Below are 18,002 nucleotides of genomic sequence, written 5' to 3' on the forward strand. Positions count from 1 at the left end.
ACGCCTACTTTTCTATAAATTTGAATTTTGACCAAGGGTGGACGAAGGATAGTAGCAGTTGTTCATCCGCCACAATGGCACCTACTTTATTTTTTCTTGGATCGTGATGTGGCGTTAAGACGATCTGTAACTCATTCTTGTATTTCCCCAAGGAATCATTTCCAATGACGACATCACCCACTTGATACGTTTCTTCATTGTCATGAGGAGGATTAGCATCTGCTTGATACGTTTTTCTCACTTCTGTTGAACGGATCACTTGCGACGTGATATCTCCTCTGCGAACGTGTTGTTCGTTCAAAACGATTCCTCGTTCGACTTCATGGGTCTGAGGAAGAAACTCAATAGCAAAAACAGTTTGGTATCGATCAACTGCACCTAACGCTTGCAACTCTTCTTCTGAAGCATACGCATTGCCGATAATGACATCATCGATAAGATTAGTCGCAAATAAATGTTTAGCCGCTGGAACGACACCTAACTGGCGATGCATTTCCAATGTTGGTAAGCCATCGTTTACATCCCAAGGGCCGATTGTTCCCGTTTGAGAGGTAATAAAAGCGGCAGTACGGATGCCTTGGCGTTTAAATCGGCGACTGCACGTTTCAAAAAATTCATAAGGAAGTCCAGTTCCTGCTTGAGGATAAAAATTATGACACCCGTATAAAAACGGGGTATTCGCTTGGTGGCTCAAAATATTTTCTAAATAGGCCACATCATTACTCATATTCAATTCAATCGCTAACTGGTAAGGATTGTAAGTCAGTAGCGCTTCTTTTCTGCCATCAAAGCCTAAATCTAAACGAATCCCATCTGCACCTAGTTCATGAAAGAAACTCATGTCATCATATGAAATATTCAACTGTTCGAAAATCGATGGTGCGACATCTAAAATCGTTTCAAAGCCAAGTGATGCAGCATATTCGATCAATTGTTGAAATTTCTGTTTGACTTGTTCTGTTTCCTCAGTCACTTCTAACATGCTCATAAAAATTCGAGTAAACCCGTATTTGTGTGCCATTTCAAGATACGCACGATCTTCTTGGGGATCGCTATGATCAGGGTAAAGAGAGATTCCTAGTGAACGTTTCATATTAACGCCTGCTTTCTTTTCTATTTACTCGTTTGTGATACCATCGGTGATCTGGACAGAGGCTTGTTCTGCTTGTTCTTCTTCTTTCTCCTGTGCCAGCTGTTGTTTCTCAAATACTTTGAAGAATGGATAATAGATCGCCAAAGTGATAAAGAAGTTGAACACGACTAAGACACCCGCAGCGACACTCCAATTGGTACTCATCCAAGCCGCAAATGGCGCTGGTATCGCGAAAGGCAACCGTGCGACCATCATTGGCACTAAACCACTTACCGTAAGGACATAAGAAATCGTTGTCGTTACTAAGGGTGCGACAATAAATGGGATGCCTAATACTGGGTTCATGACGATCGGTGCCCCAAAAATCATTGGTTCATTGATATTGAATAAACCGGGAAGGATCGACAAACGTCCTAAGCTTTTCAGATACTTGGATTTGGAAAACATGAACAGTACGACTAATGCAAGGGTCGTACCTGCCCCACCGATCCAGACAAACCATTGTAAAAATTGTTCTGTAAAGATATTTGGCATATCATGTGCATTGGTTCCTGCATTGAATGCGTCGATATTTTCAGCAATCGAGATGTCCCAAAACGGACGAATCACCGGTCCCATGATAGCTGGTCCATGAATCCCTAATACCCAGAAGAAACAAATCAAGAAAACCGTAAGTAGTCCACCAAATAAACTGTTCCCTGCTAACACGCCTTTAAGTGGCATCAACAATTGACTCAAGAAACCATTCAAGTCAAAGCCAAGCAAATGACGGATGACCCAAAAGAAAATCAAGATCACTGCTCCTGGGATCAATGCGACAAAAGAATTCGTCACTTCTGGCGGCACACCATCTGGCATTTTTATCGTGATTTTCTTTTCAATAAAGAAACGATAGATCTCTACAGTCAAAATCGCTGTTACGATTGCCCCAAATAAAGAACCTGAACCAAGATTTGCAATATTGATATAGCGTCCAGCGGTTATCCCTTCAAGATCTTCCAACACTTGAGTTGGTGGCGCAGCTACGATCAGAAAGGACATCAAAGCTAAAATACCGGCAGTTAATGAATCTAAACGATAGCTCTTTGCTAATGAAGAGGCAATCCCAAATGTGGCATATAAAGCTAAGATCCCCACTGTATATCGAAATGGGATATCTAAAATTGCCCGATATGGTTCAATGACTGCTGCGACCGACGCAATCGGGATGTTCAATAATATCGTAAAAAATGAACCAACGATCGTTAATGGCATTGTCGCAATGATTCCTTTTCGAATCGCTGTCATGTGACGCTGTGTACCAATCCGATTCGCAACAGGCATGATTTTTTGTTCGATCAACCCTACAAATTTATCCATTTGTTACTCCCCCTTATTTAAACATTATAATGTTTAAATAAAAGATAACATATTAATGATATAATGTAAACATTTTCATTAAAATATATGATTATTCTGACAAAAAGAGACTGAGACAATCGGCCTCTCCCACCTCCTGAAACCGAAATAAACGGCGGGAACAGAAGTAACCTCTTCGAGAAACAAGGCGCCATCCACAAAAATTTGAAGAACAATTTTCATGGATGACGCCTTATTTCTCGAGGTTACACACTTCTGCCCCGACCTCATTGCGATTATCTATGTTTCGTAGTTGATATGATAAGGATGTAGATCCGTATGATAAATTGCCTCTGAATACTCGACCACTTCTCGATCTTCCGTCGTTGATCGACGTACACGCTTGATCCCGATTTCTGAAGTCGTCTTTAATAGTGCTTTTTCTTCATCTGTTAAAAACGTGGCAGAAAAGTCATCTGAAAAAGAGTCGATAATGTGATTATTCTGTGTGAGCAATCGGTACAAAGATTCTTTATCAAATTCTTTTTGTTTCATTTTATTCATGTCTTTTGGTAAATAGTGAACAAAATAGATATATGGTTGGTCATTTAAATAGTACAAACGCTTGAAGCATACCGCAGCTGAACCAAACATCGAATATAATGGATGATCTTTTTTGATACTGATTTTTTCTAAACCAATCGTTTCTTTGCGAACCTCATATTGGGAATCTTTTAAGATCTGAGTAAAACTTTCGGCTTTAGATAAACGATTGTAAGGACGATTGCTTAATACTGTCGTTCCCCGACCACTTTTCTTTTCGACATATTCATCTGTAGCTAATAACTCGATGGCTTTTCGCACAGTGATTTTACTCACTTGGAACAATTCTTCTAACTCATTTTCAGTTGGTAACATACTCCCCACCGGATACTTTCCTGAAAAAATATCCTCTTTGATCTTGTCTGCTACTTCTAAATATAATACACGCGTTCTTTTCATAGCTTCACCTTTCACCTTTATGTTAGTAAAAGAATAACATAAATAAACAAAAAAAAGAATAGAAATATTGATAATTGGTCTACCTATGTACAAATAATAAGCTTAGACATAACAAAACGTCTAAGCTTATTACCCTACTTTTTTCGTACCTTTGTTATATCCTTGTTTTAATAACATAATTGCCGATTATAAAAACAAGGAGAATTTTATCAGAAATTTCAAACAATCATTAAATTTGTAAGGACTTTTGTGGTGAAAGGCCTTTCTATAAAAATGGCCCAGTCGTTATTTATCCTAATTCTTCACCGTTCGTTTTAATGACTGCCTTGTACCAGTCAAAAGATTTTTTCTTGGTACGTGCTAACGTCCCATTTCCTTCATCATCAAGGTCGACATAAATAAATCCATAGCGTTTACTCATTTCCCCTGTAGATGCACTAACTAAATCGATACAGCCCCATGGTGTGTAGCCCATCAAATCGACCCCATCAGCAACTGCCTCAGCCATTGCTTCGATATGACGACGCAAGTAATCGATACGATAATCATCATTGATTGAGCCATCTTCTTCCACTTTATCGATCGCACCCAAGCCATTTTCAACAATAAACAGTGGTTTTTCATAGCGGTTATATAATTCATTCAACGCCACGCGCAATCCTTCTGGGTCGATTTGCCAGCCCCACTCACTTGCTTCAAGGAATGGATTCTTCACGCCGCCTAGTAGGTTTCCATTCGATGTATCGGCATCTGGATTGGTTTCATCGATAGCTGATGACATATAGTAACTAAACCCGATATAATCCACTGGATACTCTTTTAATAATTGGAAATCTTCTTCTGTTTGTTCTAGTTTTGCGGCGTCAACTCCATATTTCTTATACGTACGTGCTGTATAGGCTGGATATTCGCCACGAACTTGCACATCTGTACAGAAGAAGTTGAACTCTTGATTTTGGATCAATGTAGCCACTTGATTGATCGGATTTGCATCAATACTATAGGTCGTTGCATAAATTATCATACAGCCTACTTGGATATCCGAACGCAACTCATGTGCGATCTTCACCGCTTTACTGCTAGCGACAAACTGATTATGCCATGCTTGGAAAATATTTTGGTAGTCACTTGCGCCATTGCTTTTGACCAATCCTTGACTCAATGCTGGGAAATGGAAAGCTGAATTGATTTCATTGAACGTCATCCAATATTTCACTTTGCTGCTGTAACGTTCTAACACGGTGCGAGCAAAACGTTCATAAAACTCAATCAACTGACGATTTTTCCAACCACCGTATTCTTTTGCTAAATGTAATGGCATTTCATAATGAGAAATCGTAATGACTGGCTCGATATCATAGCTCAAGCACGTATCGATCAGTTCATCATAAAAAGCTAAGCCCGCTTCATTTGGTGTTTGCTCATCACCTTGAGGGAAAATTCGTGTCCAAGCAATGGAGAAACGATAACTTTTAAAGCCCATTTCTGCAAATAAAGCAATATCTTCTTTGAAGTGATCGTAATGTTCGATTCCACGATGATTCGGATAAAGGTATTTCTCCTCATCGATCGTCCAATCAAATTCTTCACTCCCGATGATTGCAAAACGTTGTTTACCACCAGGCATTGCATCGGCGACAGATAAGCCTTTCCCATCGCGGTCGAAAGCACCTTCTAATTGATTGGCGGCTGTTGCGCCACCCCATAAAAAGTCTTTTTTGAATCGTGCTGTCATGTTTGTTTTCCTCCTTTTATTTTACAATTGCCAGAAAATCTTCATTAGCAATAATTTCTTGTTGATCAAGTTCTAACACATCTGCAAAATGATCGGTATTCGTTACGACCACAGGGGTGATCACGCTATAGCCTGCTGCTTTTATTTTCTCAATATCAAAGCGGACAAGCAAGTCCCCTGCTTTTACTTTGTCTCCTTGTTTGACAAATGTTGCAAATCCTTCACCATTCAATTCGACAGTATCCATCCCGATATGCATCAAAATCTCTACACCATCTGTGGTTGTCAAACCTACTGCATGACCTGTTGGGAAAATCGTCGTGATTTCGCCATCTGCCGGAGCAACTAATTCCCCCTTCTCAGGATCGATCGCAATCCCTTTTCCCATTGCCCCAGAAGAGAAGACTTTATCTGGTACTTCTGTCAGTGGTAAGACTTTTCCAGTCAATGGACTTTTCAAATTGTGACGTGCTGTGCTGATCGTATCCCCTGTGGTTGTTTCTGTTGCTTCTAATTTTTCATCTTGAACTTCTTCATCAAAACCAATCAAGTAAGTACCGACAAACCCAAGAACAAAAGCAACTGCTGTACCGATGATCGCCATAGTTACACTTGATTCAAGCGCTGGATCGGTACTAATAAATGTTGGGATGGTCAGTAAACTGATCAAACCACTAGAGAATGCTTTTACGCCAGCAAACCCGATGATTCCTCCACCGATCCCACCGGAAATGCAGGCAACGATAAATGGTTTTTTCAAAGGTAAAGTCACACCGTAAACAGTCGGTTCAGTGATTCCAAAGAACGAAGTGATCATTGAAGAGATCCCTAATGAGCGTAATTTTGAATCTTTCGTACGTAAAGCCACACCTAATGCTGCACCACCTTGTGCCAAAATTGCTGGTAAAAGCATTGGCATCAAAACATCAAAGCCATATTGTTCGATATTCAAGAAGATGATTGGCACAAAGCCCCAGTGCATCCCAAACATCACTAATACTTGCCACATGCTACCCATGATGACCCCAGCAACTAATGGACTAAAGCTATAAATCGAATTGAACAACCCACCTAAGGCATTACCGATAACGGTTCCAATTGGCCCTAATACTAAGAAAGTCAAAGGCACCATGACCAACAAGACGATCATTGGCACAAAAATCATTTGTAAAAATTGTGGAATAACTTTCTTCACAAGTGGCTCAAACTTACTTTGTACCCAAACCGCTAAGATGATTGGAATAACAGAAGAAGTATAGCCTGATTGAGATAAGATCACTGGAAGACCAAAGAAATCAACTGCAACACCTGATCCTGCTAATTGCGTGATTGTTGGATAAACTAATGCCATCGCGATTGCTACGGACAAAAATTGATTGGTCTTGAATTTCTTTGCGGCTGTAAAGGCCAACATCACTGGTAGGAAAGTAAAGACTCCATCTGCTGCTGCAAACAAGATTTGGTAAGTACCACTATCTGCTGCCAACCAACCGAGAACTGTCGCCAGTGATAAGAAACCTTTCAATATCCCAGCAGCTGCCATAGCACCTAAGAACGGGGTGAAAATACTTGAAATAATATCGATCAAGCGATTCAAAGGATTTTTACTTGTATCCTCACTTTCTGAACTTGCCCCTTCGCCCAAGCCTTGTTCATCCACAATTGCTTGATAGACATCAGACACATTACTGCCGATCACGACTTGGTATTGTCCGCCACTTTGAACGACTTGGATGACATCTGGATCATTTTTTAATTTCTGTGTGTCGGCAAGCGATTCATCTTTCAATTTGAAACGTAATCTTGTCGCACAATGTACTAAACTATTGACATTTTTTTCTCCACCTACGGCTTCCCAGACTCTCCGTCCTACTGCTTGATTATCCATATTCTTTCCTTCTTTCTTTTTGATAAAAATAAAAAACCTAGATTGAAAAAACGGTCACGTGATAAGACGTGTCCATATTTTCAATCTAGGTTTTGCCTGCTTGATCCAGTAACAATCCTTATGATTGGGTTTGTTTTTCAGTTACTACACGTTGGATGTGGATCGTCAGGTAGATTTGCTCCCCTGGTCCCATCTCTTTTTGTTGCGTTTGTACAAGGTACTCATTGATCCGTTCCACACAGCGAAACGCTTTAGGATACTTTCCTTGGACAAGTGCATAAAGAAATTCATCTTTTTCATCCGAAGCTTCATCTTTTAAGTATCGTTGTGTGAAAAATTGTAAATGTGTGATGATCCGTTGATAATTCAAGGAATCTTCGTCAAAGGCGATGCCGAAAAATTTACTGATGATACTTAGGATATCTCGCACCATTTTCGTTGCCGCCATCGTTACTTGCATGTCGCCATTTCCTTGTTCACTATTGACGAAATGAAAGGCTATGAAGCCTGCTTCATCCATTGGTAAAGTCACACCGAGCTTTTCTTCAACAAGTTGAAGGGCTTGTTTGGCTGCTCGATATTCTTTAGGATAAAACTTTTTTGTTTCAAATAATAAAGGATTCGGTAATTCGATGTTTTCTTTTGCTCGACTGATCGCATAATGGATATGATCGGTCAGTGTCAAATAGATGTTTGGCGATAATTGGATGTTTAGTTGTTCTTCGGCGAGATCCACGATCTGCTTCACCAGCTCGACCTCTTCTAATGGGACATCTGCCATCAATTGTTGGAACTGATGCGTAGTAAAAGAATCTTTTAGCACAAATTCTTTTTGGATCGATTCATTAGGAATCATATCGCCGGATTTTTTTTGAAAAGCAATGCCTTTTCCCATGCAGATGATTTCTTCGCCTAATTCATTTTTCGAAATGACGACATTATTATTCAAGACTTTTTCTATGACCATCTACATCGCCCTCCCAACTAAAAAATAAAAAAAACCTAGAATCCGCCCGTAAGTACTAGCTGAATTCTGGTTTTGCCTGCCGAACAGTAACAATCCATCGATTAACTATGTTTACTATACCACTATTACGTTTGTTATGCAACCCTTTTCATAGTATTTATTTTTTGAAAAAGAGAATAACTTTTAGCATCTTATAACACTGAATCCAATATACATGCGATTAGAATACCGAAAAAAGGATAAAAATGAACGAGTCATTTCTATCCTTTTTTCTCTATTGTAATGTTGCTGATCAGAATATGAAAAGTTTTGTTCTATCATACTACTCATATCAGGACGGCTTTTTCACAACCTCTTCTAAAACGTTCTCGTTGGCATGTCAAAGGCGTTTTTCATTTCTTGGGTGGCTTCTTTCATTGGTGTGATACTTTCGAGTTCTCCTTGGACGACTAGGCGTGTAATGGCATCCATATCACCACAAGTGATCAAGGTGATCAATTCTTTTCCTTCTTCGATGTTCAATAATTCTGTTGCTGAAGGGTCGACTTTTTCTTTGAATGTCGCTTTGTACGTGTAGACGTTTTCCAAATCGACGATATAGATTTTATCCCCTAAGTTTAGATTTTCTAACGGAGTAAAAAGTAATTCCGGATTGTTGGCACGGTGACTTGCTAAGGCATAGTTACCTTTCCCCATTTCTTGATCTGGGTCTAATGTTCCGGCACCGTACAATAAGTTTGCATTATCTAACCCTCTAAAAATCGGCAAATTGATCGAAACGGATGGAACAGCGATACTCCCGATGACTGGCAGATCTGGTCGATTCAATTGGGCTCTTAACACCGCTTCTGAACTCATTGATTCAACTGAATCAAAGTCAAAGTTTGCCTCTTTTTGATTATTTTTGACAATATCATCACGAGTCACATTAGAAATAGCGTACGCATCTCCTGTATTTTTAACAAAAAAATCTTTGATCTGTTCATTAAAGATCAAGGCTAATCCTACTAATAATAGTAGAAACAATAGGAAATTGACCAGCCACTTTTTGACTCTTCCTTTTTTTTTCATGTATCTTCCACCTTCCACGCTTATCTTCCTATGATAATTCTGTATATTTTTCTTTGTTGTTTTTACTTTTTTCTACTGGGTATTTCTGATTGTTTTTTTCTAATTTTTCTTCAATGATCGTATCGATATCTAAATTTAGATTGTCGGCCATCATATAAGAGTATATCAACACATCTGCTAGTTCTTCTTTGATTCGTTCAAGCTGAGTGGTGGTGACTTCTTCTGGTTGCTTCCATTGGAATAACTCTAATAATTCTGAGGCTTCTAAAGAAATCGAAATTGCTAAATCTTTTTCATTATGAAATTGCCGCCAATTGCGATTATCTCTAAATTGATTGATTTTTTCCATGCTTTTTTCCATTGATCTTCTCCTAATTTTAAATCAAGTTACATTAATCATACCATGTTTAGCGAAAAAATAGTTTAGACTTATTTTAATAATCTGTTCTATTTTTCAGAAAAAAGAAATATCTTATCGCCGGTTTTAAATCAAGGAAAAGGATCATTTACGTCTCATCCACGCCAAGTTCGCCGTTTGGATTGGTTGGGTCGGTGCTTTATGTAAAACTGGGGCTGTGACATTCGTCTTCTCCTACTTAGAACAAACGCTTCTGTCACAGCCTCAATTTAATCATATGTTAGAATATCGCTTTGATCCATTTACTATTGTTGTAAACTTGTTTTCAGATCTCTTACGCCTGATAAAGTCATCAAGACAAGTAAACTGATTAAATAAATTCCACTCAGAAATAGAATAACAGCCGTCAAACTATAATGATCCATTAGAAAGCCGATCACGATCGATGAAAAACCGCCTACTGCTCGTCCTAGGTTCATGATAAAGTTATTCGCCGTGGCACGGATCTCTGTTGGATACAAACTACTGATGATCGCTCCATAACCACCATACATTCCGTTGATGAAGTAACCTACGACTACTGCTGCTGCAACTAAACTCCATTGACTGTGTGCAAGTACGAGTAAAAAGACAGACAAAGAGGAACAAATCAGAAATAAGCCAAATGCGAGGGTTGGCCCAACTTTATCCATGATGATCCCAAACGTCATCATCCCTAATGACATCCCCAAAATCGTGCTGATCATCCATAAAGAGGAACCCGAAACTGATAGGCCTAATTGTGCTTGCATGATTGAAGGCAACCAATTCATCAAGCCGAAATAACCAGCAATCTGTACAGTAACCATCAGACTAAGACCTGTCGTTTGCCATGCCATGTGTTTCGTTTGGAACAAATGACTAAGCTTTGTCTTTTTCCCAGTTTCTTTTGTTTCTTCAAATGCCTCTGGTTCTTTTAGCCCTCTTCGAATAAACAAAACCATCAAGACCGGCAAGACACCGATGACATAAAGCATTTTCCAGCCAAACAAAGGAATGATTACTGCTGCTAAGATGGCGGCCAAAGCTGCACCAACTTGTGCGCCGATTGCAGCGACAGAAGATGCACGCCCGATTTGTTTCTTTGAAAAGCTTTCAGAAATCAAAGACATACATGCACCGTATTCCCCGCCAGCGCCGATTCCTGCGATAAAACGAAACAGATAAACAAGATAAATATTCGAAGCAAAATACATGAGTAAAGAAGCAATCGAGAACAAAATGACGGTTTGTGAAAACACTTTGACTCGCCCATATTTATCCGCCATCAATCCAAAAAAAATACCTCCAACGAGCATCCCTAAATTAGTGATCGTTGCAATCAACCCTGCTTGCGTTCCACTAATATTAAAAGTTGCGATCATTGAAGATAATGAAAAAGCTAAAAACATAATATCCATATTTTCTAAAGCAATACCCGCCGATGTTGATAATAATACCTTTCGTTGATACTTCGTCATTTTTCTTCCCCTTTTCTTTAAATCACCCTAAATTGTTAAAATCATATCCAAAATCCAAGAAAAAATCAAGAACTTTTTCAGTATATGCGAAAAAATTTTGATCCTTCTTTTGTAAAAGAATGATTTTTCCAATGGAAGGTGCTGTGAATAAAGCCCTTTCTCTTTACACTCATGAAAGCGGATGCTATATTTCTTGGTAGAAATGGCTTACTATTGTTTTCAGATTGGAGTTTTTGACAAATGGACAAACAAGAATTTTTAGAACAGATCAGTCATGGATTGATTGTTTCTTGCCAAGCATTACCTGGCGAAGTTTTTTATTCAGAAGAAGGTGGCTTGATGCCTTATTTTGCACTAGCTGCAAAGAAAGCTGGCGCAGTCGGTATTCGGGCAAATTCAGTCAGAGATATTTTAGAGATCAAAGAAAAAGTTGATTTACCGATGATTGGTATTATCAAACGGGATTATCCACCTGAAAAACCGTTTATCACTGCAACGATGAAAGAAGTGGATGAATTAGTCGCCACTGGTGTAGAAGTGATTGCACTTGATTGTACCCTGCGTAAACGACACGATGGCTTATCGATCAACGCATTCATTGAACAAATCAAAACGAAATATCCTCATCAATTATTCATGGCAGATATTGCGACCTTTGAAGAAGGAATCAATGCTTATAAAGCCGGGATCGACTTTGTTGGAACGACATTAAGCGGTTATACCGAAGAAAGTGAAGAAACAGAAGGGCCTGATGTGGTGTTGATCAAACGCCTTCTTGAAGCAGATGTATGCGTGATTGCAGAAGGAAAGATCCACACGCCCCAACAAGCCAAGGAAATCCAAGCGTTAGGTGTAGCTGGTATCGTGGTTGGCGGCGCCATTACCCGCCCACAAGAGATCACGCAACGATTTGTTGCTGCGTTAGATTGACAACACTTGAAAACAAAAAAAACACTGTCTTGAAGTAACGGTTCACACTGATCAGGGAATGGGACATTCGTTCACCTCCCCCACCTATAGCCGAATAAACGGCGAGAACAGAAGTACCCTCTTATTATTAAAGTGCCCCTTCTTGAACTCCGTTTATTCCATTCTAGACAGTAATGGCGTACTAGATACTTTTTACCTACACAAAAAACGGTCTTTCAACACGTGCAAGGATGATCGCACGAATGGAAAGACCGTCTTTTCAGCCGGGGGGCTAAATAAAATATAGAATAAAAAAGAAAATAACGTTTAGTTGGCTTTCATATGTGCATCGAGTAATAACTCGTCAGGAAATTCACGGACATTAGCCATGGCACACTCACCAAAATAATCCGGTCCGTTCTTCCCTTTAAAATCAGATCCTCCAAAACAGTGGATATTGAAACGATCAACTAATTCCTGTACTTTTCGTTGATCTTTCAAACTATGTTCTGGATGATATTTTTCGATACCATCAATACCAAACGAAGCCAGCTCAGGGATCAACTCGAAACTGTCGAGCTTTCCCGGATGGGCAACGACGGACATCCCGCCGCCGAGCTTGATTGCTTGGATCACTTCGTAGACATCGATCATTTCTGCCTCTTCTTGACCAAAATCATTATATTTGAATAATTTACGGTAAAGATGTCCGTCAATCGATGTATCGTAGCCTGCTTTGATCAACGCAGACATGATGTGTTGTTTGTAAAGAGCGGTCGCCTGTTTCGCAAACTGTCTTACTTGCTCTTCTTTGATACGAAATCCTTCAGTTTGGATACGTCTCAACTGACGTAAGGTATTTCTTGTTCGCGCCGCACGCAACGGTTCACATAACTGTTCGATATACTGATAATTCAGTAAATTATACCCCAAGATATGTACCTGTTGCCGGCGTTTGAAATCATAAGCGGTCACTTCGATGCCTTCAATAAAATTGATTGGGGAAGGAGCGAAGACCTGTCTTATGTGAGCTAATCCCGCCGAGGTATCTTGATCTACGACGGACAGGATATTCATGTGATGCTTCAATGCTAATTTGAGTAGTTCTTCTGGTGAACTGCTACCATCTGAAAAGTAACTATGGACGTGCAAATCTGCTTTCACTCGACGTTCTCCTCTCCTTTTTTCCAGTCAATTTCATCTCAATCAAGCGTGAATGATATATTTTTTTCGTAGTCTGATCGCCACGACTTCTAAGATCGCAACTACTGCTAAAATCATATACACTAATACGCCGATCTCATGAAAATCAAAATAAAAACTACTTGTCATCGCAAGTTGGAACCCTAAACCACCCGCTCCTGCGGCGGCACCTACGGCAATCGCATTGGTAAAGTTGATCTCAAAACGGATAAACAACCAAGAAAGCAAAGCGGTCATACAAGAAGGTAAAATTGCTTGGAACACCACCTGCCACCAACTTGCCCCACACGCACGCAATGCTTCGATCACACCAGAGTCGATTTCTTCAATACTCTCAGAAAAGACCTTTGTAAGATAAGCAATCGTGTGAAAAGACATGCCAATAATTGCCGCATTCGCACCCAATCCAATCAAGATCGAGAAAATCATGACCCACAAGATCGTTGGCACCGCACGGATGAAGGACATCACTGTTCGGATCGCGTTTGATAGGCCTGAATGGCTGATATTTCTTGCTGTAAATAACGCCATCAAGAAGGCTGTCACACCTCCAAGCAATGTGGTGATCACCGCCAAACCTACCGTCATACCTAAAGCTTGGAGCAATGTCTCAAAAGAAAAACGTCCAGAGAGTCTTGGCTGGAGAAAAATCCGTTGCAAGTCTGTAAAAAATTGTCGCGTCGCATCCAGCAATACAACCTCGCCATAATCCATCGTGAATAAGGTGTAGATCGATATACTAGTCAGTAGCGTAAACAAGACCCAAGGGACGATCCGATAGGTTTTCCACACGCGAATACGGATTTTCTTTTTAGCATTTCTTCTGATTTTTGTCGGTTGGGCTAAGACGGTTTCTGTCACCGCTAATTCAAGTTCACTTTGTCGTTGGACCATATCAATGAATCATCCTCCTAATTTTATTGGACGAAAGTTCCAGTGCGATCACGATGATGACGATCGTCAAGATGACCATTCCTGCCATATCGTAACGAAATTTCTTATAATAGAGGTCAAACAGAAAACCGATCCCCGTTCCGGTCAATATGCCGACTAATGTTGCATCACGGATGTTGTTTTCGATCATGAACAAGATCCAACTGATCAGCTGACCAAAGACCATCGGTAAGACGCCTTGAAAAATGATCGCAAAGTAAGAAGCACCAGTCGCCGTCATCGCTTCTGTGATACTTCCTGCCACTTCATCGATCGTTTCCATAAACGAGCGCGTCAAGTAACCGTACGTTGTAAAAGTGATGGCTAAATAGCCAGTAAATTCATTTTGTTTGAAACTCAACAGTAGGACCATTGCCCAAACCACGATCGGGATATTTCTAAAAAAACTAGCAAAGACCCGCGCCACTGTTTTTGTTCCCTTGTTCAGACCAGTTGTCTCTGAACCAATGATTGCCGTGATCAATGAAAATACTGTGGCAGTCATCGTTGCTGTGATCGACAACAAAACCGTCTCAAGTAATTTAGATAAAATCAATGGCAAGGATTGGATCGAATTTTCCGTTGGGATAAAATTGGTGAACAACCAAACAAAACTCTGGGGAATCGCCGCAATAGCTGCACCAAATTGAAAGCCAACAAATTGTGAAAAGACAACGTACACGACAACAAAGCTAAAGAGTGTCACAAATAAAAACTGCTTCTTTTTACGAAAGAGATCTTGATTCAGTGTTTTATCCATCCAAGCCCTCCCTATACTAACAATTCATCAGACTGATAAATCTGATTGATTTGATTTGTTGTCAGTTCATCTGGGTTCCCAGAGAACACGACATTGCCACTGTTTACGCCAATGATCCGATCGGAATAATCGATCGCAACCTCTACTTGGTGAAGATTCACTAAACAAGCAATATCTAATTCTTTCGTCACTTGCCGTAAATAATCCATAACGACTTTCGAAGATTTGGGGTCTAAGGATGCAATCGGTTCGTCACATAAGATCAACGCAGGACGTTGCATCAACGCTCGAGCAATCCCGACACGTTGTTTTTGTCCACCACTCAATTCATCACAACGTGTATAAGCAAATTCTGATAATCCGACTTTTTCTAACAAATCGAAGGCTTCCTGTTTTTCCTCTTCATTGTAGACACCAATCGAGCCTTTCACGGCAGACTTGTATCCAAGTCTACCGTGAAGGACATTCTCAACAGCTGTGAGGCGACTGACTAAATTATAATGCTGGAAAATCATACCGATTCTTCTTCTTTTTAAGCGCAAAGACTTCTTCTTTAGACGTTGCATGTCCTCATCTTCAAAGAAGACAGCCCCTTCATTGGCAGAAATCAACTGATTGATACAACGTAGAATCGTGGATTTTCCTGCCCCAGATGGTCCGATGATCGAAACAAATTCTCCTTTTTCTAGTTGAAAGGAAATGTCCTTTAACGCTTGTTTCCCGTTACTATAGGTTTTTGAAATCGAGTCTACTTGTAATAGCATGGCTCGTCCTTTCTACTTCGAGCGAAGTGGGTCATAGAAACTATCAGTGACTTCTACAAATTGTTCATCGGCTTCTTTCTGATATAGACCCACAGATTCTGAGTCTTTTGGTGAAAAGATCGCTTCATTATTCGTCACTTCTTCACTCATCATGGCTTGAGTGATTTTATCGACTGTTTCTTCATCCAGATTATCTCTGTTGACAACAAATGGTCCATTTAACACTGGAATCGAATGGATCACACGCACTTTTTCGCCTCGTACTGTGTCAAATGGTGCTTCTGCATCGGCTTTTACTTGGTAAACGACACCAGCTTTGTTTTCTTCCCCCTCCACGACATCAAAATATTGAGCCATGTTCATAAATGCTGCTGCATCAGCATCTCCTTTTAGCAAATTGACGGCAGAGCCTTGATGCGAACCTCCGAAAAGTACTTTATTGAAGAAATCGCCATCGATGATCAATTCATCCGAACTACCAAGTCCAAACTGATCAACGATTGCTTGACTTGGTACTCTAAAGCCAGAAGTCGAAGAATTAGAGACAAAGGAAAACGTTTTGCCTTCGATCGGGGCCAACGTATAGCCATCACCCTCTTGATATTCTGCTGTATCTTCTTCATTGACGACAATAAAACTGTAATAAACAGCATCTTCCAGAGTGCCACTTGCACCCGAATTTGTTAAAATCGCTTGTACATTATCATTTTTACGATTTGCTTCAATATAGCCATCAGGTCCCATATACGCCAAATCTACTTGTCCGTTGGCAATGGATTCGATCACGATATTATAGTCCGTACTTATGACGATTTCGACATCTCTGCCTGTTGCTTCTGATACGATCGATTGGATTTCATTTCTTGATTGTTCAAATTCACTTGCTGATTCATTGGGATAAAAAGCAATCTTGATTGGCTCAGAAGAATGTTGACTTTCGCCATCCGCTTGAGCATTAGAATTACACCCAGCTAATAAAAATAAGCCGGTCATGAAAAACATCGCACTAATAAGTTTCAATCGTCTTTTATTCCAAAACATGTGTGGTAAGCTCCCTTGTTTTTTATTTGGTACATCTTTCATTTTATTGACTCAATGTAAATTTCTAATGGACTTCGCGATAGGAGTAGATGAAGATTGTAAATCATTTGTAAAACAAGGATTCTTTTCTTTGATCAACCAACACCTTGGTACATCCGCGTCTTTTTTTGAAATAAATGAAAACCATAAAAAATCCTCTTAACAAATTCATCCAATGTTTACAAAAAAACGCAAAAAATAAAGGGTGACTCGGTTGATTTGTTTCCTCACCGAGTCACCCTTTTCTATTTTTATCTTTCATGTTCGTGATTTTAGGCAGTTGGTCTAGTTGATTTTACTTAAGTTAATTCTAACAATAAACGGATAGATGAGACGGTAATACTTCGATCGTTACTGGAAGTTTTGTTCCTTCATCTCCATCGATATTTGTTGCCAGTTCTTCTTCGTCCACTAAAGAAATCACTAACTTCTCTGCGGTTTGATACGCAAGATTCTCCGTCGTCGCATCAACCCCTTTGATCAAATCAGGTACTGCTTTTAAGGTATCAAAAAATGAGCGGTCTTTTAAATATACAAAATGAAGCTTGCCATCATTGATTTCTGCCTCTGGTAAGAGTGTTTCAAATCCACCGACCGAGTTCGTCAAACCAATCAACAGTGTGCTACTTTCGATTTCTTCCTCTACGCCATCAGCTTCCACCCGGAACGTATAGGATTGGGTATTCGTCAGTTGTTTGAAGCCAGAAATAAAATAAGCCATCTTTCCTAATTTGGTTTTCTTTTCAGGATCAACGTCATTGATTGCTTCTGGGATCGTTCCAATGGCAACGACGTTCATAAAGTATTGATCATTGATTTTCCCGATATCTAACGGTTTCGTGTGTTCGATCGAGAATTGTTGGATGGCTTCTTCTGGATCAATCGGCATATTCAATGCTCGGGCTAGATCATTGACCGTTCCTAAAGGAAAGAAGCCAAAATTTGGTCGTTCCTCTTGCTCTGCGAGACCGCTGATTGCCTCATTGACTGTTCCATCACCGCCCATCGCAAAGACACTATCGACTTTTTCCAACGCCCCTTCACGAGCAAAATTTGTTGCATCGCCACTTTTTTCAGTGTGCAAGACTTGGACTTCCTCAAAAATGGTACGCAATTTATTTTCTGCCATTTCTTCATATTCTTTTGCTTTTTCTCCTCCAGAACTAGGGTTAACGATCAACAACGCTTTTTTCATCCGATTTCTTCCTTTCTTGTTTGTTCTTTCTCTTACAATAACATAAAACAAGAAAATTCTAAGGAATGATGCTATGGGGATAGCACGAACAAAAACTATTCCAGAAATGTAACAAAATTTTTAAAACTGCATGGAATTATTTACTATTATAGGAATATCTCCTACTTTAAGTATGTCACATGAATTCTCCACTATTTTCTCTCTATT

General features: G+C 39.8%; 16 protein-coding genes. 1 reads left to right on the forward strand and 15 read right to left on the reverse strand.

Annotated elements, in window-relative coordinates:
• Window positions 1–4: 4 nt before the first annotated feature.
• The 9 genes from IGJ14_RS10780 to IGJ14_RS10820 form a co-directional block, all read right to left on the reverse strand.
• Window positions 5–1,093 carry a DUF871 domain-containing protein gene (locus tag IGJ14_RS10780; RefSeq protein WP_195273268.1) on the reverse strand — a complete coding sequence of 363 codons (1,089 nt, stop codon included), beginning with the start codon at window positions 1,091–1,093 and terminating at the stop codon, window positions 5–7.
• Between the two features lie 24 nt (window positions 1,094–1,117).
• Entirely contained in the window at window positions 1,118–2,452 is a 1,335-nt protein-coding gene (locus IGJ14_RS10785) for a PTS sugar transporter subunit IIC (protein ID WP_071867193.1), read from the reverse strand.
• Between the two features lie 279 nt (window positions 2,453–2,731).
• The gene (locus tag IGJ14_RS10790) at window positions 2,732–3,433 is read right to left on the reverse strand and encodes a GntR family transcriptional regulator (RefSeq protein ID WP_010734698.1); all 702 of its coding nucleotides are present in this window, start codon (window positions 3,431–3,433) and stop codon (window positions 2,732–2,734) included.
• A 289-nt stretch (window positions 3,434–3,722) separates the two neighbouring features.
• Window positions 3,723–5,168, reverse strand: coding sequence for a glycoside hydrolase family 1 protein (locus IGJ14_RS10795; RefSeq protein ID WP_104775898.1), 1,446 nt, complete (start codon window positions 5,166–5,168; stop codon window positions 3,723–3,725).
• A 16-nt stretch (window positions 5,169–5,184) separates the two neighbouring features.
• Window positions 5,185–7,056 (reverse strand): beta-glucoside-specific PTS transporter subunit IIABC, encoded by a 1,872-nt coding sequence (locus tag IGJ14_RS10800; protein ID WP_065096503.1) that lies wholly within the window; start codon window positions 7,054–7,056, stop codon window positions 5,185–5,187.
• Between the two features lie 118 nt (window positions 7,057–7,174).
• Window positions 7,175–8,023, reverse strand: coding sequence for a BglG family transcription antiterminator LicT (gene licT, locus IGJ14_RS10805; RefSeq protein ID WP_195475736.1), 849 nt, complete (start codon window positions 8,021–8,023; stop codon window positions 7,175–7,177).
• A 357-nt stretch (window positions 8,024–8,380) separates the two neighbouring features.
• On the reverse strand, window positions 8,381–9,094 hold the full coding sequence (locus IGJ14_RS10810) for a class A sortase (protein WP_019722475.1): 714 nt from the start codon (window positions 9,092–9,094) through the stop codon (window positions 8,381–8,383).
• A 28-nt stretch (window positions 9,095–9,122) separates the two neighbouring features.
• Complete coding sequence (locus tag IGJ14_RS10815; RefSeq protein ID WP_065096396.1) at window positions 9,123–9,455, reverse strand: nucleotide pyrophosphohydrolase; 333 nt, start codon at window positions 9,453–9,455, stop codon at window positions 9,123–9,125.
• A gap of 302 nt (window positions 9,456–9,757) precedes the next feature.
• The gene (locus IGJ14_RS10820) at window positions 9,758–10,951 is read right to left on the reverse strand and encodes an MFS transporter (protein WP_019722476.1); all 1,194 of its coding nucleotides are present in this window, start codon (window positions 10,949–10,951) and stop codon (window positions 9,758–9,760) included.
• Between the two features lie 240 nt (window positions 10,952–11,191).
• Here IGJ14_RS10820 and IGJ14_RS10825 point away from each other — a divergent pair, with 240 nt between their 5' ends.
• Entirely contained in the window at window positions 11,192–11,881 is a 690-nt protein-coding gene (locus IGJ14_RS10825) for an N-acetylmannosamine-6-phosphate 2-epimerase (RefSeq protein ID WP_104871300.1), read from the forward strand.
• A gap of 306 nt (window positions 11,882–12,187) precedes the next feature.
• Here IGJ14_RS10825 and IGJ14_RS10830 read toward each other — a convergent pair whose 3' ends face one another.
• The 6 genes from IGJ14_RS10830 to IGJ14_RS10855 all read right to left on the reverse strand — a co-directional run bounded on the left by IGJ14_RS10830 (window position 12,188) and on the right by IGJ14_RS10855 (window position 17,795).
• Window positions 12,188–13,024, reverse strand: a complete 837-nt coding sequence (locus IGJ14_RS10830) for a PHP domain-containing protein (RefSeq protein WP_195273270.1) — start codon at window positions 13,022–13,024, stop codon at window positions 12,188–12,190.
• A 42-nt stretch (window positions 13,025–13,066) separates the two neighbouring features.
• Complete coding sequence (locus IGJ14_RS10835; RefSeq protein ID WP_066025474.1) at window positions 13,067–13,957, reverse strand: PhnE/PtxC family ABC transporter permease; 891 nt, start codon at window positions 13,955–13,957, stop codon at window positions 13,067–13,069.
• 1 nt (window position 13,958) lies between these two features.
• Complete coding sequence (locus IGJ14_RS10840; RefSeq protein ID WP_195273271.1) at window positions 13,959–14,756, reverse strand: ABC transporter permease subunit; 798 nt, start codon at window positions 14,754–14,756, stop codon at window positions 13,959–13,961.
• Between the two features lie 11 nt (window positions 14,757–14,767).
• Window positions 14,768–15,520, reverse strand: coding sequence for a phosphonate ABC transporter ATP-binding protein (gene phnC, locus IGJ14_RS10845; protein WP_019722481.1), 753 nt, complete (start codon window positions 15,518–15,520; stop codon window positions 14,768–14,770).
• Between the two features lie 12 nt (window positions 15,521–15,532).
• Window positions 15,533–16,561 (reverse strand): phosphate/phosphite/phosphonate ABC transporter substrate-binding protein, encoded by a 1,029-nt coding sequence (locus tag IGJ14_RS10850; RefSeq protein WP_066025507.1) that lies wholly within the window; start codon window positions 16,559–16,561, stop codon window positions 15,533–15,535.
• Between the two features lie 349 nt (window positions 16,562–16,910).
• Window positions 16,911–17,795: a diacylglycerol/lipid kinase family protein gene (locus IGJ14_RS10855; RefSeq protein ID WP_066025473.1), complete on the reverse strand. Its 885-nt coding sequence runs from the start codon at window positions 17,793–17,795 to the stop codon at window positions 16,911–16,913.
• Between the last annotated feature and the right edge of the window lie 207 nt (window positions 17,796–18,002).

Source organism: Enterococcus sp. DIV1304_2, from assembly GCF_050555445.1.
GTDB lineage: Bacteria > Bacillota > Bacilli > Lactobacillales > Enterococcaceae > Enterococcus_B > Enterococcus_B pernyi.